Here is a 25402-nt window from a genome sequence, read left to right on the forward strand (position 1 = left end):
CGGGCAGACCGACCGGGCCCGGCACCACGACGGCGTACACGCTCACCGCCGGGCGGCGGAGTGCTTGACCGGTGCCGGTTCTGCGGGCACCGCCGGGGGCGTGCCCTTGGCGCGTTGGCTCGGCTTGCGCAGCTTGCCCGGCTTGTTCTGCTTTCGCAGCTTGCCTGGTTTCCCGGGGGGCTGATTGCGGCCTTCGGACAGGCGGAGCGGAAGGGCATTCAGCACGGCACCCGCCACCGTCGCCTTGACCAGCACAAGGTTCCGCAGGGACGCGCTCAGCAGTTCGCGCGTCACGCTCTGGTATCTGACCACCAGCACCGTGGTATCGGCCTGCACCGCCAGCAAGGCAGCGTCGCTGAGGGGCTGCATGGCCGGGGCGTCCAGGATGATGCGGCTATAGCTGCCGCGCATCTCGCCCAGGGCGGCCGTCATGGTCTGGCCCGCCAGAAGTTCGGTCGGGTTCTCGGGAACCGAGCCCGCGGCCACAATGTGAAGGCGATCGCTGGCCGTTTTCTGGATGACGCCGGACAGGGCCGCCCGGCCGGCAAGGAGCTCGGCGAGGCCAAGTGCGTTGCCGAGCTTGAGCTCTGTTGCCAGCCGGGGCCGGCGCAGGTCCGTTTCAACAACAAGGACCTTCTCGCCCGCATCTGCCCAGGCCCGGGCCAGCATGAGCGCCACGGTCGTCTTGCCTTCCCCCGCCCGCGCCGAGGAAATGAGCACGACGCCGGAGGCCGGCAGCGCGGACAGGTGGTCCATGTTGGTGCGGAGCCGGCGTGCCGCCTCGTCCAGCAGGGAAGACTGCCGCCTGTTCAGGATGTCGGACATGGTGCCCGCCTCGGAGCTGGCCGGGACGCGCGCCAGCAGCGGCAGCCCGGACGCGTCTTCGACCTCTTCGGGAGTCCGCAGCGTATGGTCCATCATCCGGCGCGTGACCGCGATCGCGATGCCTGCGCCGAGGCCAAGCAGGGCGCCGAGGCCAAGGTTCAACGCAAGCCGGGGGGACACGGGGTCCGTCTCAGCGGTGGGCCCGGCCACCACGTTCAGGTCTGTCTGGCCGCCGCCGCTCTGGGTCCTGGCCTCGACGTTGTCCAGCGCCGGGTTCAGGCCGGAGACGATCTCCCGGGCCACCTGGTTGGCCTTGGCGGGGTCCGGAAGACTCACGACGACCGTCAGCATCAGCGTGTCCTGGTCCGCCGAGGCAGTGACGCTCTCCGCAATGTCCGTCGCCGACAGGCCGGTGGAACTGCTGCTGACCAGCCGCTCAACAAACTTGTCGCTTTTGATCAGGCTCGCGTAGGAGGCGATGCGTCCCCGCGACAGCTCGAGTGACTGCAGGGATGACTGCCCCGCGGACGGCGGCGACACGACATAGAACTTGACGGTGCTTTGATACACCGGCTTCGCCGTCGCTGTGACACCCCAGGCAATGCCGGTGCCGGCGAGCAGGCATACGAGCACAACCAGCCAGCCCCGCGCGATTGCGCGTCCGTACTCAGACAGTTCCAAGCGAACCCCCCATACGGCCACCACGCCGTGCCTGTAGCGGCACGGTTCTTCATGGTCCCTTGACGCACCATTATTGACTGCGTCCGTGCCATGCGGAAGCTTTTTGCTTCTGTGTCTTTGGCGGCAGGGCCCGATTCCTAGCCAAACTCCGGGACCGGCCGTAGTCTTTTCCCTAAGCTAGGACGGTCCTGCAGGTCCGGACACCACGTGACTCCGGGCAGCAACGGAAACAGGTCCTGGCGGCAGGTCTCAGTGGCGGGTCTCAACAACAGGTCCCGGGGACACGTCCCCGTGGCCGGATCGGTGTTCCTGCATCAGCAGCGGCGCCGGTCCTGTTCGGTGGTGCCTTCCGCCGCGGTACCAATCGAGGGGGCACACGATGAGGACTGGCGGGGAGCAATTCTCGGTATTGGTGGCACACCCCAGCGCGGACCTTTACGGTTCGGACCGGGTGCTGCTGGAAACCATCGACGGGCTGCACCGGAGCGGTGCGCGCGTCCTGGTGGCCCTGCCGTCGCCGGGGCCCCTCGTGCCCGAACTCGAGCGCCGGGGCGCAGCCGTCATCCTGTCCCCGACGCCGGTGCTGCGCAAGAGCCTGCTCACGGCCCCGGGCCTGGTGAAGCTGGCCGGCACCTCAGTGCACGGACTCCTCCGCAGCATCGGCGTGATCCGCGGAGCGCGCCCGGACGTCATCCTGGCGAACACCATTACGGTCCCCCTGTGGACGGCCGCGGGACGGCTGACGGGTGTACCGGTGGTGACCCACGTCCATGAGGCGGAGGCCAACGCCCCGCGGGCCCTCCGCGCGGCCCTCGCGCTGCCTCTCCTGTTCTCCCGCGGCATCCTGACCAACAGCCAGTTCAGCTCCGACACGTTGGCTGCGGCACTCCCTGCGCTCCTCGGCCGCTCAAGAGTGCTCTACAACGGGGTCCCCGGGCCGGCCCATCCCGCACCGCCCCGGCCGGACCTGCACGGGGGGCTCCGCATCCTGTATGTCGGACGGCTGTCCCACCGCAAGGGAGTGGACGTCGCCATCGACGCGCTGTTGCGGCTGCGCCGGGACGGCGTGCCGGCCCGGCTGGCGGTGGTCGGCGCGGTATTCCCGGGATACGAGGACTACGAGGCCGGCCTCCGGAGCCAGGTCCGCGCCCACGGCGCCGACGACCACGTCAGGTTCCATGGCTTCCAAAATGATGTCTGGCCGTTCCTTGCGGAGTCCGACGTCGTGGTGGTGCCCTCCCGGCTCGACGAGCCGTTCGGCAATACGGCCGTCGAAGCCGTCCTGGCCTCCCGGCCCGTCGTCGTCAGCAATACTTCGGGCCTGCGGGAGGCCGCCGCGGGTTACCGGTCGGCGCAATTCGTCGAGCCCGGCGACCCCGTGGAGCTCGCGGCCGCGCTCGCCCGCGTCGCCGGCCAGTGGCAGGACTACCGGTCCAGCGCCAGCTCCGACGCCGTGGAAGCGGGCCGCAGGCACAGCCCGGAACGCTACGGGACCCTCATGGCCGGGCACCTGGCGCAGGCTGCGGGCAGGCTGCTGTGATCAGCCGCGCCGCCCCCGGCACCTCCACAGGTCCGGGCACGCAGCCCAAAACGGCGCGGGGCGTCCGGTGGAGCTTCGGAGCAGTGCTGGCCCGGCAGGGTTTCCAGATGCTCTGCGCCGTGGTGCTGGCCCGGCTCCTGGGACCGCAGAGCTATGGCGTCATCGCGGCAGCCACGGTGTACATCAGCCTCGTGGCGCTGCTGCTGGACCAGGGCCTCTCCGCGGCGCTGGTCCAGCGCGCCGAGGTCACCCGCCGCATGGCGGGGGCGACCGCCATGCTGAACCTGCTCGTGGCGGTCCTGCTCGGGATGGTGACCTGGTTCGCCGCTCCAGGGATCGCCCAGTTCTTCGGCGTCGCTGAGCTCGAGCCGATCCTTCGGCTGCTGGCATTGGCGATCCCCGTCAAAGCCCTGGCCATTACGCCGCGGGCCATGCTGTCCAGGGAGCTGGCCCTCCACAAGGTCGGTGCGGCGGATATTGCCGCGGCCGCCGCGGGCAGCGCGGCCGGGATCGGCGCGGCGCTTGCCGGGGCCGGCCCGTGGTCCATGGTGTACCAGGTGGTTACCACGGACCTTGTTTGCAGCGCGTTGCTCCTGGCGGCCAGCCGGGGGCCCGTCCCCAATTTCGCCTTCCGGACCGTCGCGCCGCTATTCCGGTTCAGCGTCAGCGTCTTTGCCACGGACTGCCTGGCCTACTTCTCCCGGAACCTGGACAACATCCTGGTGGGACGCGTGCTCGGCGTCGCCGCCCTGTCGCTGTACGGGATGGCCTACCGCATCCTCGTCATCCCCGTGCAGTTGATCGGGCAAACCGTCAACAGGGTCATGTTTCCGGCCTTTTCCCGGGCGGCGGGCACCCCGGAGAAGGTGGCCGCAAGCCTCGTGTCCGCGACGCGGCTGCTGGCGATCTCGGCGGTTCCGCTGATGACCTTCGTGGCCTGCGCCGCCCCGGAGCTCGTGGGCCTGGTCTTGGGTCCCGAATGGCTGCCCGCAGCGGGGCTGGTCAGTGTGCTCGCCATCGGGGGCGCACGCGAGACCATTTTCTACGTCACGCCCTCCCTCATGAAGGGCCTGGGCCAGGGCGGGTTGATCGTCCGGTATGAGATCCTGGCCGCCGTCGTGCAGGTGGGAGGAATCGTGATCGGACTCCAGTTCGGCGTCCTCGGCGTCGCCGTCGGGTACTCTGCCGCCGGTTTCCTCCTCACGCCCGTGCTCCTGCGCATCCAGTCCCGGCTGACCGGGGTGAGCCTGAAGTCCCAGTTGGCGGCCATCATCCCCGCGGTGCATGCCGCGGCCTGGGGCGCGGCGGGGTACTGGGTTTTGGCCCTGGCCGGCATGTCGGGCGTGTGGCATCTGTTTGGCGGGTTCGCGGTCTTTGCCGCCCTCGCGCTCGCCGCGCTGCGGGTCTTCCACCGGGACACGCTCTCCGGTTACGTCGAACAAGCCCGGACGCTCCTAGGACGGCCTGCCGCCCGGCAAGCCCCGACGACGAAAGGCCAGAATGGCTGACATGACCCATCCCGGCGCCCGCCCTGCGGAGGACGGGTCCGCCGTCGGACTCCCGGCGGACGGCCTCGTCATCGCGGTGCTGACATACCGCCGGCCGGACGACATCGCCCTGGCGCTGCCGCGGCTGGCCGGCCAGGCCGGCATGCGCCAGGCCGGAGCGGGCCGTCCACGGAACGGCCTGCCGGAGGAACGGCCCGCCACGGTGCTGGTGATCGACAACGACCCTGCGGCGAGCGCCCGCCCCATCGTGGAGCAGCTCGCGGGCGCCCTCCCGCCGGGGCTGGTCCGCTACGTCCATGAGCCGAAGCCCGGGATCGCGGCGGCACGGAACCGCGCCCTCCGGGAAGCGGCGTCGAGCGCGTTGCTTGTCTTCATTGACGACGACGAGGTGCCGTCGGAACAGTGGCTGGAGCAGCTGGTGGGGCTGCAGCGCTCCACCGGCGCCGCCGCCGTCGTCGGTCCTGTGATCAGCGAATATGAACACGAGCCGGAGCCCTGGATCGAAGCCGGAAACTTCTTCCACCGCCGCAGGCTCGCCACCGGGACCCGGCTGGATGTGGCCGCGACCAACAATCTCCTCGTGGACCTGCGGCAGGTCCGGGCCCTGCGGCTCTCGTTTGATGAACGCTTCGGCCTTAGCGGAGGCTCGGACACATTGTTCACCCGCCAACTCGTCCAGCGCGGCGGGGCCATGCTCTGGTGCGACGAGGCCGTGGTGGTGGACCGGGTTCCGTCGTCGCGGCTGACCCGCAGCTGGGTACTGCGCCGCGCCCTGCGCAGCGGCAACTCCGCCGCGCGGGTCAGCCTGGAACTTGCCGCCGGCGCCGCGGCCCGGCTGGCTGCCAGGGGCGTTTCCGCGGGATCCGGTTCGATCCGACTGGCAGGCGGCACGGCACAATTGGCGGCCGGCCTCGTCAGCGGATCATCCCGGCATCAGGCCCGGGGAATGCGGACGGCCGCCCGGGGCCTGGGCATGGCCGCCGGCGCCTTCGGCTATGTTTACAGCGAATACCGCAGAAAATAGTTTTTCGCGCTCTTTCTTCACCGTCGGTCCGGCTGCCAGGAACTCCGGATTCGCGGGGAATTTTGTGGCGTGTCGCAAGCGACGCGCCCGGGCGTGATCAAGTTGGAACACCCCGCGAATGGACGTTATCAATTTGCAACGTTGTAGGACCTCGGCTAGCGTGTTGGCTCAGAAGCCGGGATCGGGGACACCTCCCGGGAAGTCAGTCGCGAGTGCCGCGGGTCCGCCCACACCTCGCCCAGGTCCAAGTCACCCTGGGCCCCAAGAACACCCTCGCGCTGACAATGCACCAAGCAACATACCGGCGCGGCCTGCACGCCGCCGGCAGACGGGCCCGAGGGCCTCCCGCCAGTTCCGCTATGTCCGTGCGATCCCCCGTGCCCGGAGAGCAAGACAATAGAGGTATGACACGATGGCCATTGGCTCGAAAAAGATCCAGCGCAAAAACATCCGCGCAACGTACGCCGCAGGTGCTGCGGCGGTGACAATCACTGCCCTCGCCCTGACCGCGGCTCCGGCTGTCCAGGCTGCGCCCGCACTCGCGCCCGCCGCGCTGACCCTCGGTTCGTACCAGCCGAGCGCGTCCACCACCGGCGTTCCGGCCGGAACGGCCCTGAAGGCCTACAACACCTCGGGCACGGACCTTGTCATCACGACGGACGGCACCGTCCTGGACGGGCTGGACATCTACGGCGACATCAAGGTCCGGGCCAAGAACGTGGTCATCAAGAACAGCCGGCTGCACGGCGGCAAGGCGATCCCGAAGTCCAACACCGGAGTCGTCGACGCCACCAGCGCCTCCGTCGCCAACCTCGTGGTCCAGGACAGCACCATCATCCCGGACAGCCCGTCCTATTACCGCGACGGGATCGTCGGCCACGACTACACGGCCCGGCGGAACCACATCCAGGGATCCAACGACGGGCTCGGCATCTTCAACCGCCCCGGCGGCCCCGTTACCGCCAACGTGACGGCCGAAGGCAACTACATCCACGGACTGACGTACTGGTCCTACGACCCCGCGCACAGCGACGGCACGCACAATGACGGCATCCAGGTCCAGGGCGGCCAGAACATCCGGATCGTCGGCAACAACATCGTCGCCAACTCCAAGCCGGGCACGGGCAGCGCGCCGAATCCCCGCGGAACCCATGCCGGAACCGGGATCATGCTGCAGCAGAACGTTGCCCAACTCGCCAATGTGGTGGTCGACAAAAACTGGGTGGACGACGGCCAGACATCGATCAACATTGACAACGGCAAGTACTCCAAGATCACCGTCACGGTCTCGAACAACAAGCTCGGCCGCAATCAGTTCGACTTCGGCAACGGCTCGAAGTATCCGATCCGGGTCATCAGCCGCGCTGCCAGCACCGTGGGTGGCCTGACCACGAGCAACCACTGGGCCGACACCCAGGCCCTCTTGGTGGAAGGCAAGACCGGCGGCATCCGCTACAACTACTAACGTGCAGGTGCAGGACCGGATCCGTGACGGATCCGGTCCTGCTTGTCTGCCATGTGCCGTGCCTGTCATTTGGCTTTCAGGCTCACGGTCGGCGACGTCATGGCGTTGCCGAAGGCATCGTTGGCCACGAGTTTGTAGTCGTGGGTGGTTCCGGCCGCCACGGAGTCGAGGAACTGCATCGCGGGCCGGTGCCAGAACCTGGACGAGACTGTCCGGGTACTGATGATCTTCCCGTCCCGGTACAGCTTGTAGGTCAGCCTGGAGTTGTCACGGTCCCAGTTGGCTTGCCAGTTGATGGAGATCGTGCCGGTCGACGGCGAAGCCAGGACGGGTTGGGTGGACGCGGCGGAGGACCGCGGCCCCTCCCTATTGGGGGCGAGGCTGCTCACGGCGAATCGTGCCAGCCCCTGCTGCCCGCGCAGGTTGACGTTCAGAAACTCGCCGCCCATCACCACGTACTGATCGTTACCGGCAACGGTCCACGGGCCCTGGTTCTGGCCGGTGGCCGTACCGGTGTCCAGGTCCGGGAACCACACGAGCAGTGTTGGCATGGGCTGGCCGAGGAAGCTTGGAAGCCGTGAACTGGGCCGGGTCAAGGTCCCCGTGGCCGCCTTGCTGCAGGCGAGCGCGCGGTGCCAGGAGCGTGGGTCGGATTCCGGGAAGCCGTCGATCTTCCCGCAGTCGTGCGAGTGCCCCGCCTTGTAGACGGCGGTGCTGCTGGCAAAGATGCTGTGTGAGTCGCCGCGGCAGTCATCAATCCACGTGATGGCGAGGTCCTGCCAGTTCGCGGCAAAGGACCCCTCAAGATTTCCGGTGCCGCCGCCGGAGACCAGGAGGAACGCCGTCCCGTACCAACTGGTCCCGTCGCTCGAGAGCGAGGTGACGGCTGCGTAGGTGCCGGCGTTGCGCACGAGCTTGTTGGCCGGGGTGGCCAGGTTCCTTCCGCTGACCGCGTCCACGGCGCCGAGGCCAAAGCCTGGGTCGCTGCTGCCGTTCAGCGTGGTGAAAGCACCGCCGACGACGATCTTGCTGCGGTCAGGGGCGAGCACGAGGGCATTGACCCGTCCGCCGTGGGCCGCGGGCTGCCACGCCAGCAGGGCGCCGTCGGAAGCACGGACCGCCGCCAGCCGCGACCTTAAGGCGGACCCGACGGTGGTGAAGGCGCCGCCTAGGTAGACGGTGTCCGGGGTGGCCACGATCGCCCGGACGGACCCGGACATCGGCGGGGCCCATCCGGGGATCACGGCCCCGGTCGCAGCGTCCAGGGCCACCACCTTGCGTACAGCGTGGCCGTTGACCTGGGTGAAATCGCCACCCACATAGAGCCTCTTGCGGTCCGGGGACGCGGCCACCGCAAGGCCCTGGGAGTTCAGGGATGCCGTGAACGTGGTGATGAGCTTGCCCGTACTCAGGCTGAACGCCAGGATGTTCTTCCGCGGCGTCGTCTGTGTCCCGGCCGGTGCACCGGCGGGCCGGGCAGTACTGAATTTGCCCACGGCGTACACCGTGTCGCCGATGACGGCCTGCTGCCACACCACCCCGTCAATCTGGACTGTCGGCAGCGAATCCGCCGTGACCGTCACAGGACTCGAGCGAAGGCCGGGGTCGGCCGGCGCCGAGTCCGCGGCGGCGCCCGGGGCGGCCGCGAGGACCAAGGCCGTGACCAGCACGGCGCCGGCACCCGCCTTCCAGGCCCGGGCAGCGGCCGGCAACCGGCTACGCCAACGACGGAAGCGGTGACTGCTCCCGGGCCGTCCTCCGCGATGAAGCGCGGACGCTCCCCCAACTTTCCAGGACATCAGTGCCCTCCTTCGCTCGGCGTCGTCATTCCTGGAGTGATATCCCGGTGACGGCGTCCCCTTCCCGGCCTTCCTGGTCCCATATCTCCCTGTCTCCTCAGCCGGAGCGCACATCGAGGTTGTCGAACCGTGCCAGCACCGGCGCGTTGGTCGCGGAACCGGATAGGTAGGCCAGCAGCCCGACGGATCCCGCGTCCTGCATGCCGGCGGTGGCGTCGGTGGCCGTGACGCTCCAGGTTCCGGGCTCCGGGGATCCCGTCCGCCAGGTCTTCGCCCGGAGGGTGGTGGGCGCGGTCCCGGCGACCTCCACCCGCAGCTGCAGCTGCTGTCCGGCCGTCAGCGTGATTCCCGGCGTGAACTGCCCGAGCACGGTCTCCGCGCCGCCGGAGAGCCGGGTCAGCTGGAGGGTACTCACCCCGTTGGCCGCCACCTTGACCTTGCCGCGGTATTCGGACGTGCCCACGCGACGGCCGGTCACCCCGAGGTAGGAGCCTCCTCCGTTGCCGATCTTGTCCAGCGACACCGTCACGAGCGAGTTGCTCGCGGTGGTCGAAACCGACGGCAGGAAAGCGGACGGACCCCGGCCTGCGGCCAGGCTCATGGCCCCTTGCCCTGAGCTGACCGAGAAATACGACGCCGAGCCGTTCAGCGACCACGCTCCGCCGGCATCGGCCGTTCCCCAGCCGGTGGCCAGCGTGCGGGCAAAGGCGTCCTGGGCCAGGACCCCGCCGGACGTGACGGTGATGGCCTGGCTTGTGGTGCCGGTGGCGCCGCTGTTGTCGGTCACGCTCAGCGTGACCGTGTAGGTTCCGGCGGCCGCGTAGCCGTGCGACGCCGTGACGCCGGTGCCGGTGCCGCCGTCGCCGAACGCCCACGAGTAGCCCGTGATGGTGCCGTCGGGGTCCGTCGACGCCGCCGCGTCGACGTTGACCGTCAGCCCGGCGGTGCCGGCCGTGAACGCGGCGGTCGGCGGGGTGCCGGTGGAGCCTGCGATGGTGATGCTGCGGCTGTCTCCCGTGACGGTGTTCCCCAGCGGGTCACGGACGGAAATCCTGTAGCTGTGCTGGCCGGCAGCAAGGCCGGCGTCGGTGAACGCCAGATCCGGGCGCTGCCAGAAGGTGGACTGCGCCGAGACGGTGTGGACCGGGACGGGATTTCCGTCGCGCAGGATGCCGTAGCTGAGGTTCGAGTTGTCGCGGTCCCAGTTGGCCTGCCACTGCACCCTGACCTGCCCCGCGCCGGGGCTGGAGAGGGTGGGCACGAACGCGGCCCCGGTGACGCGCGGGCCCTGCAGGTTGGGCGCCGCCTCCCGGCGCGCAAACCGGGCCAGGCCCTGTTGCGGCTGCTGGTTGACGTTGCGGAACTCCCCCACCATCACCACATAGGTGTTGTTGCCGGTCACGGCCCAGGGGCCCTGGCTTTGGCCGCTGACCGTTCCGGTATCCATGTCCGGGAACCAGTTCAACAGCGACGGTGCGGGCTGCCCGGTGAACGACGGGTAGCCGAGCGGATCCTTCACGAGCGTCCCGGTTGCGGCCTTGCCGAAGGAGACCGCCCGGTGCCAGACGCGCGGGGTGACTTCGGGAAATCCCCCCAGGTTGCCGCAGTAGTGCGGATGGCCGGCGACATAGACCGCGGTATCGGTGGCAAAGGCGCCATACGAATCGCCGTGGCAGTCCTCCACCCACTTGATCCGCCCGTCCGACCAGTTGGCCGCGAAAGCGCCTTCCAGGTTGCCGCCCGTGCCGTAGATGTAGCCGGTGCCATAGAAGCTGGTGCCGTCCGTGGACAGCGACAGCACCGCCGAGTCCGTTCCGGCATCGCGGACGACGTCGTTGGCCTGCAGCGGCAGGTTGGCGCCGGTGACGGCGTCAACCATGCCGAGCCCGTAGCCCGGGCGGGAGGAGTTGTTCAACGTGGTGAACGCCCCGCCAGCCACCACCCGCGTGCCTTCGGGAGAAAGGGCCAGGGCGTTGACCTTGCCGCTTGCGGCAACCGGCGCCCACGCCAGCAGCGCACCGTTCGCGGCGCTGACGGCAGCGAGCCGGGAGCGGGCAGCGGACCCGACGCCCGTGAAGGTGCCGCCCATCCACACGGTCCCGGCCGAGGCGGTGATGGCCCGGACGCTGGCGTTCATCCTCGGCGCAAACGACCCGATCAGGCTCCCCGACACGGGATCCAGGGCGGCGACCCGCCACCGCTGCACGCCGTTGACCGACGTGAAATCCCCGCCGATGTACAACCGCGATCCGTCCGGCGACGCCGCCACGGCGAGCGCCTGGGCATTCAGGACGGGTGCGAAGCCGGTGATGAGCCGCCCCGTGGTGATGTCGAAGGCCAGGATGTTGGGCCGGGCGCTCAGTTGCGTCCCGGGCGCGGCGCCGTAGGGGCGGGCGTTGCTGAACTGGCCGACCACGTAGACCGTGTTCCCGATCACGGTCGATTGCCACGCGACGCCGTCATGCTGGGCGGTGGGCAGGCTGTCCGCCGTGACGGTCACCGGGGTCTTTGGGTCGGCGGGGTCCAGGGGTGCGGAATCCGTGACGCCGCCGGGTGCCCCCGCGAGCGCCGCGGCGAGGAGGAGGACCAGGGCGAGAGCCAGGGAAAGGGCCACGGCGGCGGCGCGACGGGAGACCGGACGGGCCCGCCGCGGACCGCCGGTGCCGGTGGCGCCGGTCCCTGTGACGGTTCCGGCGTCCCATTCTCTTCGCCAGGTCATGGCATGACCCCTTCCTGTGGCCTTACGGGTTGCGTCTCCTTAGCCGGCGTGCCCCTCAGTTGAGCCGCACATTGAACTCATCAAACGTTGCCTGCACCGGCGCGTTGGCCGCGGTGCTCCACAGGAACGACATCAGCCCCACCGAGCCGGCAGTCTGGAGCGAGGCCGAGGCGTCGCCGGCTGTCACGAGCCACGTTGCGGGTTCGGTGGCACCGTCCCGCCAGGCTTTTGCCTGAAGGGCGGCCGGCGCGGTACCGGTCACCGTCATCCGCAGCCGGAGCTGGTCGCCGGCGGCGACGGTCAGGCCGGGCACCGTGACCGACTGCAGGGTGGTTTCTGCACCGCCCACGAGCTTCGTCAGGTAGAGGGTGGTGCTCCCGGTCGAAGAGATCTTGAGTTTGGCCCGGTACTCGTCCGCCCCTGCCTTCCGCCCGATGATGCCCAGGAACATGCCGCCGCCGCTGGCGATCTTGTCCGTCGAGGCCTTGACCTGGAGGTCCGCCGCCGGGGCGGAGACCCCGGCGAGGTAGGCGAGGCGCTGGACGCCGGCCGTTGCCAGCGTCATGGACCCAACACCGGAGCCGACGGCAAAGTTTCCCGCGGTGCCGTTGACGGTCCAGGCCCCGCCGGTGTCCGCCGTGCCCCAGCCTTGGGCCGTGGTCCGCCCGAAGGCATCGGCGGCGATGACCGAGTTCGGCGGCGGGGCAGTCACTGTGACCGTCTTCGTGAAAGTACCGGCGGCGCCGTTGTTGTCCAGCACCGTCAGGGAGACGGCGTAGTTGCCGGCCGCGGCGTAGGTGTGCGACGGCGTGGCGCCGGTTCCAGCGGATGCGTCGCCGAAGTCCCAGGCGTAGGAGGCAACGGATCCGTCGGGGTCAGTGGAGGCCCCGGCGTCGAAGGCTGCCGTGAGGTTGCTGACTGTCGCCGTGAACTGGGCGGACGGCGGCTGGTTCGGCTGGACCGAGACCTGTGCGGTGCTGGTGCTGACGGCTCCGATGTTGTCGGTGACGGTCAGGGTGATGGTGTAGGTCCCGCCGCCGGCGTAGGCGTGGGACGCGGTTTTCCCGGTTCCCGTGGTTGAGTCGCCGAAGTCCCAGGCATAGGAGGCGACGGTGCCGTCGGGGTCGGTCGAGGTGGACGCGTCCACGGTCGCCGTGAGCTGGCTGGTGGTGGACGTGAACGCGGCCACGGGCGGCTGGTTGCCCGGCGGGGCCGTGGCCGTGACGGTGCGGGTGGTGCTCGCGGAGTTGCCGTCGCCGTCCGTGACGGTCAGGCGGACAGTGTAGGAACCGGCCGCCGCGTACACGTGCTGGGTGGTGACGCCCGTGCCGGTGCTTCCGTCGCCGTACGCCCAGCTGTAGGACGCGAGGGGGCCGTTCGGGTCCGAGGAACCGGAGGCGTCGACGCTGAGGGTCAGGTAGGTGATGGAGGAGGCGAAGGCCGCCGTGGGGGGTGTCGCCGGGGTGGCGAGCGTGCGCCCGGAGGCGCGGTAGTGGGTCTGGACCTGCTGGAGGCCGAGGGCCGCGGGATAGAGTGCCACTTCGTCGATGTCACCTTTGAGGCTGCCGCTGCTGGGTTGGCTGGGCCAGGTGCCCGCGAGGTCTGAGCCGATCCGCCAGTATCCGTCAAAGACGCGGCCGGAGGTGACGTCGGTACGGAAGGCCGCCCGGGCGCCGTCGATGTAGAGGAACATGCCGCCGCCGCTGAGGGTGGCGATGACCTGGTGCCATTGGCCGTCGTTGAACCCGGTGCCGCTGTTGACGGTCCGGACGGCTCCGTTCCACAGGCCGAAGTAGATGCGTCCGGCGTCGTCCATGTAGACGTTGCGGTCGGTGACCCGGGACGTGCCGCTGGCAACGTTGCCGAATCCGATGATCTTCCCGCCCGCGGTGGTGGCCGTGCGGACCCAGGCCTCGGCGGTAAAGACATCCGGCGCCCGCTGGAACCCGGTGTCGGCGGCGACGCCGTTGACGGTGCCGTCAAAAGTCCCGGCGCCCGTCGCTTCTGCCACGGCGCCGTCGGCCCGCAGCCCGGCACCGGTGCCGGCGGCGAGGTCCTCGGCGCCGGCCGAATCCACCAGGGTGGGTCCCGTGGCGTCGTTGAAGCGCCAGAAGTTCCCCGGGTGGTCGGCCTGGACGGCGTCGGCGTAGCCGCTGGCCGGTGTGGAGGCCGCCGCAGTGATCGAGACGGTGTCGGACCGGGACTCGTTGCCCAGCGGGTCGGTGACGAAGATCCGGTACCTGTACGTCTGGCCGGGCACCAGCCCGGAGTCGAGGTAGCTCATGCCGGGCCGCTGCCAGAAGGTGCTGTCCTGCGTGACGGTGTAGGCGGGAACGGCGGTGACTCCGTCGCGGATGACGCGGTAGGTGAGCCGGACGTTGTCCTGGTCATAGTTGGCCTGCCAGCGGATGCGCACCGTCCCTGCAGCGGGCGAGCTGAGGGTCGGGATGCTGCGGGCCCCGCTGAGGACCGGGCCGCGGGTGTTGGGGGCCAAGTCCCGGACGGCGAAGCGGACGAGGCCCTGCTGGCGTGTGCCGTTGACGGTGGTGAATTCGCCGCCCAGGACCACGTACTGGCCGTTGCCCGTGACGGCCCAGGCCCCCTGGTTCTGGCCGGTGTAGGTGCCGGTGTCGAGGGTGGGGAACCAGTTGAGCAGGGAGGGCGAGGGCAGTCCTGCCCAGTTGGGGTAGCCGAGCGGGTCCCGGTTGATGGTGCCGGTGGCGGATTTGCTGAAGGCCAGGGCGCGTTGGAAGCCCCACGGCTCGGTCTGCGGGTAGCCGCCGACGTTCCCGCAGTAGTGGGCGTGGCCCACTTTGTAGACGACGTCGGCGGCCGGGTAGACGGCGTAGGTGTCACCGTGACAGTCCTCCAGCCAGGTGATCGGGCCGCCGTTCCAGCCGGCCGCGACCGTTCCTTCGAGGTTGCCGCCTGTGCCGAAGACGTAGCCGGTCGCGTAGACGTTATCGGCGTCCCCGCTCAGGCTGGTGATGGCGGAGTTGACTCCGGCGTCGCGCACGCGGTCGTTGACGGCCCAGGGCAGCAGACCCCCGTTGACCGTGTCCACCGCGGCGAGCCCGTAGCCCGGGTTGGCGGAGCCGTTGAGGGTGGTGAACGCGCCGCCGACCACCATGCGGGTTCCGTCCGGCGACAGGGCCAGGGCATTGACCCGGCCTGCTTCCGCCGAGGGAGCCCAGGCCGTGAGCGCCCCGTTGGCGGCCTGGAAGGCGGCCAACCGGCTGCGCGCCACGGAACCTACGGCGGTGAAGAGCCCGCCAAGGTACACGGTGCCGGCGGTCGGCACGATCGCCCGGACACTGGCGGCGACCTTGGGCAGGAAGGAGGGAATGAGCGCTCCCGTGCCCGGATCGAGCGCGGCGACCCGCCAGACGCTCGTCCCGTTGACGGACGTGAAGTCACCGCCCACATAGATCCGCGAACCGTCCGGGGACGCGGCGATGCTGTACGCCTGGGCGTTCAGCGCCGGGGCAAACGGAAGCAGTTCACCGGTGGTGAGGTTGTAGGCCAGGATGTTGCGGCGGACCACGGTGTTGCTCCCTGCCGGGGAGCCCGCCGGCCGGGCCGTGCCGAAGCTTCCGGCTGCGTAGACGGTGTTGCCGACCACCACCTGTTGCCAGACGACGCCGTCGATCTGGACGGTCGGCAGGGCGTCCGCCGTCACCGTGGCCGGGGTGGCGGGACTGGCCGGCTCCGGCGGGGCGCTGTCCGCCGCCGCCGGAGTCACTGCCGCAAACCCCAGGGAGAATGCGAGCGCTGAAGCCGCCAGGGCCGCCACAAGCTTGTCCAGCAGCCGGTGCGGTGCCCGGCGGCCGTCGGCGGCCCCTTGCGGTGACTTCAGCATCGTCATGGCCTCCCCCGGGTCCCCGGGCCTAAGGGATCTTCACGGCGAGGGTGTCGAAACGCAACACCACCGGGAAATTGGTGGACGAACCGGACAGGTAGCCCACCAGGCCCGCCCCGCCGGCCACTTGGAGTTCCGGCGTCGAGTCGCTCGCGCTCAGCTGCCAGGCCGCCGGTTCGGCCGCCGATGCCCGCCAGACCTTCGCGCTGAGCGCCGTCGGCGCCGTGCCCGTAAGGCTGAGCCGGATCATCAGGGGGTCGTTGGCGGCCATGGTCAGGCCGGCGATCGCCAGGGGCCCGGCAACGGTCGTCTCGGCGTTGTTGATGACCCGGGTGAGGTACAGCGACACGGCACCGTTGCTGCCGACCTTGACCTTGGCCCGGTAGTCGTTGTTGTTCGCCCGCCGGCCCAGCAGGGAGGCGAACATTCCGCCGCCGTCGGCGATCTTGTCGGCGGAGACCGTAACGGTTCCGTCGAACGCCGCCGTGGACACCGAGTTCAGGAACCCGCTGCGGCTGGCTCCGGCGGCCCCGAGGGTCACAGCACCGGAGCCGTTGTTCACGGCGAAGCTGGTGCTGCCTCCTGAGACAGTCCAGGCCCCTCCGGTATCCGCCGTGCCGAAGCCTCCGGTGACGGTCCGTCCGAAGGCGTCCGCGGCGACGACCGTGTTGGATGCCGGGGCCGTGACGCTGACCGTCCGGCTGGCGGTGCCAGTGGCACCGTCGTCGTCGGTTACTGTGAGGCTAACGGTGTAGCTGCCGGCATTGGCGTAGGTGTGCGACGCCGTTGCCCCGGTTCCGGTGCTGGCGTCACCGAAGTCCCAGGCGTAACCGGTGACGGTCCCGTCCGGGTCCGCGGACCCGGACCCGTTGAAGGTGACGGCGAGGTTGCTGGCCGTGGAAGTGAACGCCGCCGTCGGGGCCACGTTGGCCGGCGGGGCCACCACGGTCACGGTATGCACGACGCTGGCGGTGTTGCCGGTGTTGTCCGTCACCGTCAGCCGGACCGTGTAGGTGCCGCCTGCCGCGTAGGTGTGCTGCGCCGTGACCCCCGTGCCGCTTCCGCCGTCGCCGAAGTCCCAGGCGTAGGCGGCGATGGGACCGTTGGCGTCCGAGGACGTGGTGCCGTCCACCGACGCCGTGAGTCCGTTGACCGTTGACGTGAACCCGGCCACCGGAGGCGCGGGCGGGGCGTTGACGGTGCGGCCGGAGGCCACGAAGTGGGCCTGCACCCGGGACAGCGGCAGTACGGTCGGGTAGATGGCGACGTCGTCGATCTGGCCGTTCAGGTACCGGCTCGTCGGACGGTTGGGCCAGCTGGTCAGGTTGTCGCCGCCGATGCGCCAGAAGCCGTCGATCGGCCACGCGGATGTGGTGTCGGTCCGCCCGGCCAATACGACGCCGTCGAGGAACAGTTGCATCCCGTTGGGGCCAAGGGTCGCCACGACGTGGTGCCACTGGTTGTCGTTGAACGACTTTGTGGTGTTGACGGTGATCCGGGCGCCGGTTCCGCTGGAGCCGGTGGGGCGGACGCCGAAGTAGATCCGGCCGTTGTTGTCCATGTAGACGTTCCGGTCGAAGTCTGCCGAAACGCCTGTCTGCGAATTGCCGTAGCCGATGATCTCGCCGCCCTGGGTGGTGTTGGTCCGGAACCAGGCCTCGGTGCTGAAGACCTGCGGGCGGAGGGACAGTGTCGGGCTGGCGGCGACTCCGTCAGAAGTGGCGTTGAAGGTGGCGGCCGTGTCGGAATCCGCGGTCACCGCGCCCGCGGCGCCGAAGCTGACGCCGGGCCGGACGATGAGGTCGTCCTTGCCCGCGAGATCCACGCCGGTGGCCCCGCCGGTTTCGCCGAGGCGCCAGTAGTTGCCCGGCTTGTCGGCCAGGACCTGCTGGGCGTAGCTTCCCGGTGCTGTGACGGACCCTGGAACCGTGATGGTGACGGTTTCGCTGCGGGACTCATTGCCGAAGGCGTCCCGGGCGTAGATGCGGTAGCCGTAGCTCTGGCCGGCGGTCAGGCCGGTGTCCAGGAACGTCATGCCGGGCCGCTTCCAGAAGGTGGAGGCCTGCTTGACGGTGGAGATGACGGCGCCGTTGCGGCGCACCTCGTAGGTGAGGTTCTCATTGTCCTGGTCCCAGTTCGCCTGCCAGCGGACCCGCACGGTACCGGCCGCGGGGCTGGAGAGCGTCGGGTTGGAGTTCACGCCGCTCAGGCGCGGTCCGCGCAGGTTCGGCGAGAGGCCGGTCCGCGGGAAGCGGGTGAGCCCCTGCTGCGGCTGGTTGTTGATGGTGGTGAACTCCCCGGCCATCACGATGTAGTCGTTGTTGCCGGAGACCGTCCAGGCACCCTGGTCCTGGCCCGTGAAGGTCCCGGCGTCCAGGATCGGGAACCAGGTCAGCAGTGACGGCGACGGGTTCCCGGCGAAGTCGGTGTAGCCGTGGCTTTCGGCGGTCACCGTCCCGGTGGCCTTCTTGCTGAAGGCGATGCCGCGGTTGAACTGCCAGGGTTCGGCCTGCGGGAAGGCACCGATATTGCCGCAGAAGTGTGCGTGGCCGGCCAGGTAGATCGCGTCGCCGAGCGGCTGGATCGAATAGGTGTCCCCGTGGCAGTCCTCGAGCCAGTTGGTGGAGTCGTCCGTCCATGTGACGGAGAACATGCCCTCCAGCGTGCTGCTGCGGCCGAAGGTGTAGCCGGCGCCGTAGACGTTGACGCCGTCGGAGGCGAGGGTGGTGATGGCGCCGGTGGTGCCGCCGTTGCGGGCGATGTTGTTGATTTTGAAGGGAAGGACCGCGCCGAGGGACGTGTCCACCTTGGCCACGCCGTACCCGGGGTTGCTGGAGCCGTTGATGGACGTGAACGCCCCGCCCACCACCATGCTGGCGCCGTCCGGGGAAAGAGTCATCGCGTTGACCCGGCCGCCGGAGGCCACCGGGTTCCACGGCAGGAGCGCGGCGTTGGAGGCGCTGACCGCGGCGAGCTTGTCCCGGGTGACGGAGCCGACGGCGTTGAACAGGCCGCCGAGGTACACGGTGGTGGAGGTTGCCACAATCGAGCGGACCGACGCTGACATGCGCGGCAGGAAGCTGGTGATCAGGGCACCGTTGGCGGGGTTCAGGGCGACGGCCCGCCACACAGTGGAGCCGTTGTAGGCAGTAAACGCCCCGCCGACATACAACCGCGACCCGTCGGGGGACGCTGCAAGGGCCGTGACCTCCCCGTTGAAGCTGGGGGTGAAGGTGGTCAGCAACTCTCCGGTGGTGAGGTTGTAGGCCAGGATGTTGTTCCGGGGGACGCTTCCTGTGCCGGCGGCGGCACCGGCGGGCCGGGCCTCGGTGAAATTACCGCCAACGAACACCGTGTTGCCGATGATCACCTGAGTCCAGGCGACGCCGTTGATCTGGGCGGTGGGCAGGCCATCGGCGGAGACCGTGACAGGGGTGGCCGGGCTGGCCGGATCCGCGGGAGCGGTGTCTGCCGCGGCGGACTGGCTTCCGATGAGTCCCAGCGACAGGGCCAGCGCGGCGGCCAGCAGCAGTGCCAGCGTCGTTTTCGCAGCAGTCCCCACGGTGGTGTAAAAGGCGGTGATGTGGGCAGTCGTGGTTGTGGCGGTTGCCGGCATCGGTGCCGGGCCGGCGGGCGGCCTTGCCCCTCTCCCCCGAGCGCTCCCCAGCGTTGCGTTCCTGAGCATTGTCTTGTCCCCTTAGTTCAGTTGATGACTGGCCGCACTGGCACCCAGCGCCGCCACATCCCCGGCCGAAAAGAGGCCGCGGATGCAGTGATCGTTGTGGTTCTCTCCTACATTTGTTCTCATGAGCGCCTGGCCCTGGCTGCCAGGAATGATCGGGAAGTGCCGGGGCACGGGCCCGATCTGGCGGACCGGAATGCCGGCGCGCTGCGCCACCCACTTGAGCCAGATGTCATCGGCGCGCGGGCAGGACTGCAGGAAGCCCTCTCCTCGCAGCCGCAGTTCTTCCAGCATCGCCGGCGGGTAGATGACCCCGGACACGCCGACGGCGAAGTTCGCCGCGCGTACGGCGGTGTCCCGGGCCCGCGTCCAGGTCGCGTAGCCGGCCACCGTGTCCCCCGCGGTCCCCATGATGCTGACCCAGTGAGCGCTCACCGTATCCGGGTGGCGCTCGCCGGCGTCCACCAGCAACGCCAGCCACGTCGGCGGGTAGAGGATGTCGTCGTCGGCCGTCACGAGCGGCACGGTATGCCGCGGCACGGACGAGACGTAGGGGTAGTACTTGGTGTGCGGGCCGAAGGTGGACGGCCCGTCGTTGGACGCTGCCCGGATTTCCAGGCCCCGGCGTTCGAGGCGGCGCAGCGACGCCGGGCAGCCCTGGATATCCTCAGGTGAATCCAGCCACAGGATGAGGCGTTGCGGCCGGACCGTGCCCCGGGCAATGGATTCGATCCCGAACGCCACCGTGCGGATCCGGTCGCCATGGCTGGTCAGGGACACCACAACGCCGGCGGACCCCGTGAGGGGCCCCCGTGCCAGAAGATTGCGCCCCCGCAGGTAGGCCAGGGCGCACGCGGCCCGCACCCGTTTGGCTGCCTTGCGTGCCCGCCGGACGATACGGCGGTGAGCCGTCGCGGGCAGCCCGCCGGGTGCCGGCATCACGGAGCGTTCCCGGACGGGGCGCGGCCGGCAAACGTGGCGATGGGCGTCTCGGCTTCCAGGTTGAAGTGGATCTTGACGGTGTCCCGTGCGTCGAGCGGGACAGCGAAGATGAACACCCCGGTGCCGGTGGCGCCCGGCGCAAGGCTCGCCGGGAAGGCCACAGGGTCCGGTCCGCTGAGCTGGCTCGCCGGTGAGTCGTCCTTGCCGTAGCTGAGATCCACCAGCGCCCGGTCGAGTGAGATCGGCGCCGCGGTGCCGTTGACCACCGTGACTTTGAACCGCACGGCGGGCCCGGCCACTTCGCCGATGCCGGTGGCCACGCCCTGGACGGCCGTCATGTCCGTGATGGTCGCCGACACGCCGGCTTTGACCGCTTTCTTGGCCGTCAGTTCCACCGGGGCGGCGGTGGGTTGCGCGATGGCGGCGAGCTCCTGGTCCGATTTGCCGGTCCGGTTCACGGGAGCGGGGTTGACCTCCGGCGGCCCGGACGGGGTCGGCGCCGTGGCTGGTGCACCTGAACCGGCAGCCGGTGCGCCGGCGGCCGGTGCGCCCGAAGCGGCAGCCGGGTCCGGGGATCCAGCTGCGGGAGTGCCGGCCGTGGTGCCGGGCCGGGCTCCCGGCGACGCTCCGCTTCCGGCGGAATAGCTCAGTCCTGAAGCCCAGGCGACGCCGCCGATCGCCAGCAGTGCACAGACCCCGAGGGACGTCGCCACCAGGCGCGCGCGGCGGGTGGTCTTCGGCGCGTCCGCGGGGGTGTTGGCCGGCTTGTTCATGGCCGGGCTCCCTTCGTAACGGGCTGCTCGGGCGCAGGCCGGGAAACCGGCTGGGCGGCGGCGAGTTCACGGAACCACTTCACTGACGCCAGCGCCAGGAACGCCGCCGTGGCAGCGAAGATCAGGGTGTAGACGGTGACGAAGACGGGCAGCACGCCGTAGCTGAGGAAGGACAAGCACAGGACGCCGTAGTCCATCGGGATCACGAGCAGCGAACGGATCCAGGAGCGGCCGCCGGGGTCCGCCACGGACGCCCGTCCGGCCTGGCGCCGCAGTTGTTCGGTCAGGATCATTCCGAAGAACAGGACCGAGGACACCACCGCGGCGCCCAAGGGAACCAGGAGCCACCAGGGTTCGACGGCGCCAAAGCGGTAGAGCCCGACGGCGAGCGCCAGCGGCATCATGGTGGTCTTGACGGCGTCGACCATGTGGTCCAGCCACTCCCCGGCGGGCGAGCCGCCGCCCTGCATCCGGGCCACCTGGCCGTCAGCCGAATCAAAGGCGTAGCCGGCCACGAGGCAAAGCGCCACTCCGATGCCCAGCGCGCCCGATGGCGGAAAGACCATCAGGAGGGCGATCCCGGTGAAGGTGAAGACCGCACTGATGCCCGTCACCGCGTTCGGGCTCAGCCCTGCCCGCAGCGCGGCCGCAGCCAGGAGCCGCCCCAGCCGCCGGTTGATGTAGCGCGAATAGGCCGGGGCGCTGCGCGCGGCCGTCTTCTGGCCGGCAGCCAGGGTCCTGACCGTCTCCCAGTACCCGGCGGCAGCACGGTCGACGTGCGGATCGATGGCAGTCACTGGCCGGCCCCTATGCTTTGCTGGGCTGACGCCGGGAGCCGGTAGGCGCCGCGGGACGAAGGGACCCGCAGGCGCGCGAGGTCACGGCAGAGCTCCTCGTAGCCGTCCGCGACCAGGTCCCAGTTGAAGCGGTGCGCGATCAGCCGCGCTTGTTGTCCCCGCGCGGCCACATCGGAGTGGGGGCCCTCGGCGTCCGCAACCAGCTCGGCGACGTCCTGGGGGTCCGAAAAATACCGGCCGGAGCCTTCCAGGACCTCACGGTTGAACCCGACGTCGAACGCGTTGGTCGCCGTTCCTGCGCCGATGGCGCGAAGGAGCGAGGGATTGGTGCCGCCGACCGAGTGGCCGTGCCAGTACACCAGGGCGTTGGCATACAGCTGGTCCAGCAGTTCCTGGTCCCAGATCCCGCCGATGAAGCGCACCCTGGCGTCCGCGAGGTCGTGGACGGCACTCGTGTAGCGGTTCGAATACGGGGCCGAACCCACCACGATCAGCGGCAGCGTCGATCCGCTGCGGACGAACCCGTCGACGACCAGGTGGACGTGGTTCTCCGGCTCGAACCGGGCCACCACCAGGTGGTAGCCCTGCGGTGTGAGGTCCAGTGCCGCGAGCTTCTCCGCGCTGCCTTTGGCCAGCAACGGTGCGCCGTACGCGAGATAGACGGTGTCGGCGTCGAATCTCTGCCGGTAGTAGTCCTGGATCCCGACGGCGTCGGCGATCAGCGCGTCAGACATCCTGACGGCGAGCCGTTCGACCGTCCGGTAGTACTTCTGGCCGCCCTTGCCCCACTTGGCGCGCTTCCACTCCAGCCCGTCGACGTGCGTGGCCACCGGGATGCCCGCCATCCGGAAGGCCGGCAGGTAGGGTGCGTTGGCGGCGTTGAAGAGGATTGCCGCGTCCGGCTGGTGCCGGAGCAGATGCGCGACGGAGAGACCGGTGTGGCTCAACGTCTCCAGGGACCGCCTGTGCATCGCCGGCAGGTGGACAAGCTCCATGCCCAGGTGCTCGGCGGGCTTGTCCGTTCCCTCGCCCCGGTCCCGGCAGTACACGGTAATGCGGTGTCCGCGTTCCACCAGGCGCCGGCCGACTTCCTCGATCGCGGTTTCGAAGCCGCCGTAGCGGGCGGGGACGCCACGCGTCCCGACCATGGCCACGTGTAGCCCGCTCACCGCCGTGCTCCATGCCGCAGCTGCGACGGCGCTGCGGACTGATTGATCAGTTCCAGTGCCGTGCGCAGGGCCGAGCTGGAGGTGTGGACGGTATAGGGGAAATAGACCACCTCGACGCCGACGGCGCTAAAGGCCGCTTGCAGCCGTTCGCCCTGGGGGGTGCCCTTCCAGTCGTCGCCCTTGAAGAAGACGTTGAAACGAAGTTCCTCCCAAACCTGGAGCTTGTCCGGGACGACTTCGGCGAAGACCTTGTCCACGTAGCCGATGCTGCCGACGATCTCCATCCTCTCGGCGAGGGGGACGAAGGGCAACCTGCCCTTTACCTGCTCGAGGATTTCATCGGACACGACTCCCGCAATTAGGTAATCGCATTGGCTTTTGGCGTGCTTGAGGATGTTGAGATGCCCGATGTGGAAGAGATCGAACGCCCCCGGGGCATATCCAATTTTGAGACCCATTGTGTACTGCTACCTTCCCGTTCGACGCCGGCCCAGTACCGGCGTTTAGTTCGTCTAATAGGCCCCCACCGGATGAAGAATGACCCTGAACGTTCGCCACAGGATCATGATGTCGCCGGTCAAAGACCAGTTCTCCACGTAGTAGAGGTCCCATCGGACGCTCTCGTCCCAGCCCAGATTGGACCGGCCGTTGATTTGCCACAGACCCGTGATGCCCGGCTTGATCAGCAGCCGCCGGCTCACGTCCCCCTCATACCCCTCGACTTCACACGGAAGCTGAGGCCGCGGCCCGACCAGGCTCATGTCCCCCCTCAGGACGTTCCAGAACTGCGGCAGCTCGTCCAGCGAGTACTTCCGGAGCCAGCGGCCGCAGGTGGTGATCCGGGGATCGTTCTTGAGCTTGAACAGCAGCCCCGCTCCCTCGTTGAGGTCCCGCAGTGCCGCCAGGTCCTGTTCGGCGGTAGTGACCATGGAACGGAACTTGACCATCTTGAACCGCTTGCCGTTGCGGCCGACCCGCTCCTGGCGGAAGAACACCGGTCCTTTGCTGTCGCGGACAATGATCCAGGCCAGGGCGCCGAGCAGGGGTGAGAGGATCAGGAGGGCCGCGGCGGATGCCACGATGTCCACGAGCCGTTTGAGCGTGTGCTTGCCGCCGGTGAACCGGGGCAGTTCCACGTGCATGAGGGGCAGTCCCTCAACGGGACGCCAATGAATCCGGGGACCGGCGACGTCGGTCAGGCTCGAGGCCAGCACGAGGCCGGCGCGGGTGCCTTCCAGGGCCCACCCCAGCTGCCGGATGGACCGGGTACCGCCCTGGAGCCGTCCCGCCACCACCACGGCGTTCGCGCCTGTTTCGGCGACCTTTTCCGCGACCGAGTCGACGTCGCACAGGACAGGAACCCTCTGGGCGGAAATTTGCACGTGGCTTTCGGTGTAGCCGGCGGGCAGGGCTGCCCCCACGACCTCGTAGGCGGCACCGGAGACCTTGCCGAACTGCCGGATCACGTACTCGACGTCCGACGGTTCCCCGACGACGATCACCTTGGACAGGTAGTGGCCGAAGAGTCTCTGGCGGTTCAGCCAGCCGCGCCACTGCCACCGGTTGATCAGCAGCAGCAGGGCACCGGCCGGAAGCGCGAGGGCAAAGTGGCTGCGGACCACATCGATGCCCGCGACGATCACGATGATGGCGATCCCGCCGAAGACGCCGAGGGTGGCGTCGAGGACCCGCTTGTATTCCTCGGAGCCGATGCCGAGGACGGTCTCCTCACGGGTGCGGTGCACTTCGAGCGCCAGGACCCAGGCCACGACGAAGGCAATGCTGACGGCGAGGTACGACCCTCCCGCTCCGCCGCGTGACAAAACAGGTCCGCCTTCCTCGAAGTGGAAGGCGTAGGCGGCGGCGACGGCGATCGCGACGATGGCGGCGTCCGTGATGCGGAGCCAGCGGCGGTAGCGTTTGGCCCAGGACTTGCCCGAGTCCACCAGCTCCGCGTCCGCCAGCGCGGCCGGAGCGTTCGGGCTGAGGCCTGCGTCGGCGGCGGCCCAGGGCTGGCCGAGCGGTCCGGCGCTCGAGGCCAGGACCGGCTGGGTCCGGCGCGTCAGGCGGCTCCCCCGTGACCGGTATCCCCGGCGGCGCTCATCGACGGCACTCATGCCGGGTCCGCGTTTCTCAGCGGCGCGGACCCGGGTGCAGACCGGTTAAGGGAGCCGGCGGCGGCTGGGGGGAGAGCCTCGGTCTCAGAAGGCTCTGACGCCGCCGGCTCCGACCTTGGCGCACGGCTGCCGGTAAAGGCACCGTACGATTCCAATGAAGGAGTTCGGTGTAGGGAGGTAATGGCACGACCACCTCTAATGGTGGCAGTGGCTGCTCCAGCAAGCAAGATGGATTTTGAGGCCACACTTTCCTGCAGGTCATACCCGCGGTCGATTACCGCCCTGAAGTTCCTCATTTTGAGACCTTTGTGAGTTGTTCGTGGGACTGACTTAAGTCAATCGCCAGGACCGGATCTACACACGAGTAGCGTTTACCCGACTTCTGTCGGCCAGTTTGCGGCCGCACTACTTGGGGATACTCCCGCCGGCACTCCGGGCCACCCGTGCTGTACGCGGCCGCCCGCGCAGCCGGGGGCCCAGGTGTGGGCGCAAGTGCCGGAGG

Annotated in this window: 15 protein-coding genes; 4 read left to right on the plus strand and 11 right to left on the minus strand. The window is 69.3% G+C overall.

Annotated elements, in window-relative coordinates; all coding sequences use genetic code 11:
- Positions 1-42: 42 nt before the first annotated feature.
- The gene (locus ACVWYS_RS13280) at positions 43-1506 is read right to left on the minus strand and encodes a polysaccharide biosynthesis tyrosine autokinase (protein WP_456507191.1); all 1464 of its coding nucleotides are present in this window, start codon (positions 1504-1506) and stop codon (positions 43-45) included.
- A 412-nt stretch (positions 1507-1918) separates the two neighbouring features.
- Here ACVWYS_RS13280 and ACVWYS_RS13285 point away from each other — a divergent pair, with 412 nt between their 5' ends.
- From ACVWYS_RS13285 to ACVWYS_RS13300, 4 genes are all read left to right on the plus strand, one after another.
- Positions 1919-3046 (plus strand): glycosyltransferase, encoded by a 1128-nt coding sequence (locus ACVWYS_RS13285; protein WP_456509894.1) that lies wholly within the window; start codon positions 1919-1921, stop codon positions 3044-3046.
- Complete coding sequence (locus ACVWYS_RS13290; RefSeq protein WP_456507193.1) at positions 3043-4554, plus strand: lipopolysaccharide biosynthesis protein; 1512 nt, start codon at positions 3043-3045, stop codon at positions 4552-4554. Before ACVWYS_RS13285 ends, ACVWYS_RS13290 begins: the two co-directional genes overlap by 4 nt.
- Position 4555: 1 nt before the next feature.
- The gene (locus ACVWYS_RS13295; protein WP_456507194.1) at positions 4556-5578 is read left to right on the plus strand and encodes a glycosyltransferase family 2 protein; all 1023 of its coding nucleotides are present in this window, start codon (positions 4556-4558) and stop codon (positions 5576-5578) included.
- A gap of 412 nt (positions 5579-5990) precedes the next feature.
- Positions 5991-7043 carry a right-handed parallel beta-helix repeat-containing protein gene (locus ACVWYS_RS13300; protein ID WP_456507195.1) on the plus strand — a complete coding sequence of 351 codons (1053 nt, stop codon included), beginning with the start codon at positions 5991-5993 and terminating at the stop codon, positions 7041-7043.
- Positions 7044-7108: 65 nt separating this feature from the next.
- Here the strand turns inward: ACVWYS_RS13300 and ACVWYS_RS13305 are convergent, their stop codons facing one another.
- From ACVWYS_RS13305 to ACVWYS_RS13350, 10 genes are all read right to left on the minus strand, one after another.
- The gene (locus ACVWYS_RS13305; RefSeq protein ID WP_456507196.1) at positions 7109-8755 is read right to left on the minus strand and encodes a hypothetical protein; all 1647 of its coding nucleotides are present in this window, start codon (positions 8753-8755) and stop codon (positions 7109-7111) included.
- Between the two features lie 184 nt (positions 8756-8939).
- Positions 8940-11561, minus strand: coding sequence for a PKD domain-containing protein (locus ACVWYS_RS13310; protein WP_456507197.1), 2622 nt, complete (start codon positions 11559-11561; stop codon positions 8940-8942).
- A gap of 55 nt (positions 11562-11616) precedes the next feature.
- Entirely contained in the window at positions 11617-15426 is a 3810-nt protein-coding gene (locus tag ACVWYS_RS13315; RefSeq protein ID WP_456507198.1) for a PKD domain-containing protein, read from the minus strand.
- Positions 15427-15448: 22 nt separating this feature from the next.
- Entirely contained in the window at positions 15449-19036 is a 3588-nt protein-coding gene (locus ACVWYS_RS13320; RefSeq protein ID WP_456509895.1) for a PKD domain-containing protein, read from the minus strand.
- 81 nt (positions 19037-19117) lie between these two features.
- Entirely contained in the window at positions 19118-20044 is a 927-nt protein-coding gene (locus ACVWYS_RS13325) for a hypothetical protein (RefSeq protein WP_456507200.1), read from the minus strand.
- Positions 20041-20817 (minus strand): hypothetical protein, encoded by a 777-nt coding sequence (locus ACVWYS_RS13330; protein WP_456507201.1) that lies wholly within the window; start codon positions 20815-20817, stop codon positions 20041-20043. Before ACVWYS_RS13330 ends, ACVWYS_RS13325 begins: the two co-directional genes overlap by 4 nt.
- Entirely contained in the window at positions 20814-21614 is an 801-nt protein-coding gene (locus ACVWYS_RS13335; protein ID WP_116766050.1) for a CDP-alcohol phosphatidyltransferase family protein, read from the minus strand. Before ACVWYS_RS13335 ends, ACVWYS_RS13330 begins: the two co-directional genes overlap by 4 nt.
- Complete coding sequence (locus tag ACVWYS_RS13340) at positions 21611-22762, minus strand: DUF1972 domain-containing protein (protein WP_456510289.1); 1152 nt, start codon at positions 22760-22762, stop codon at positions 21611-21613. The genes ACVWYS_RS13335 and ACVWYS_RS13340 overlap by 4 nt, the downstream gene beginning before the upstream one ends.
- 17 nt (positions 22763-22779) lie before the next feature.
- Complete coding sequence (locus tag ACVWYS_RS13345) at positions 22780-23241, minus strand: adenylyltransferase/cytidyltransferase family protein (protein WP_456507203.1); 462 nt, start codon at positions 23239-23241, stop codon at positions 22780-22782.
- A gap of 54 nt (positions 23242-23295) precedes the next feature.
- Positions 23296-24900, minus strand: coding sequence for a sugar transferase (locus ACVWYS_RS13350; protein WP_456507204.1), 1605 nt, complete (start codon positions 24898-24900; stop codon positions 23296-23298).
- Positions 24901-25402: the final 502 nt, after the last annotated feature.

The sequence above is a fragment of the Arthrobacter sp. TE12231 genome, assembly GCF_054062895.1.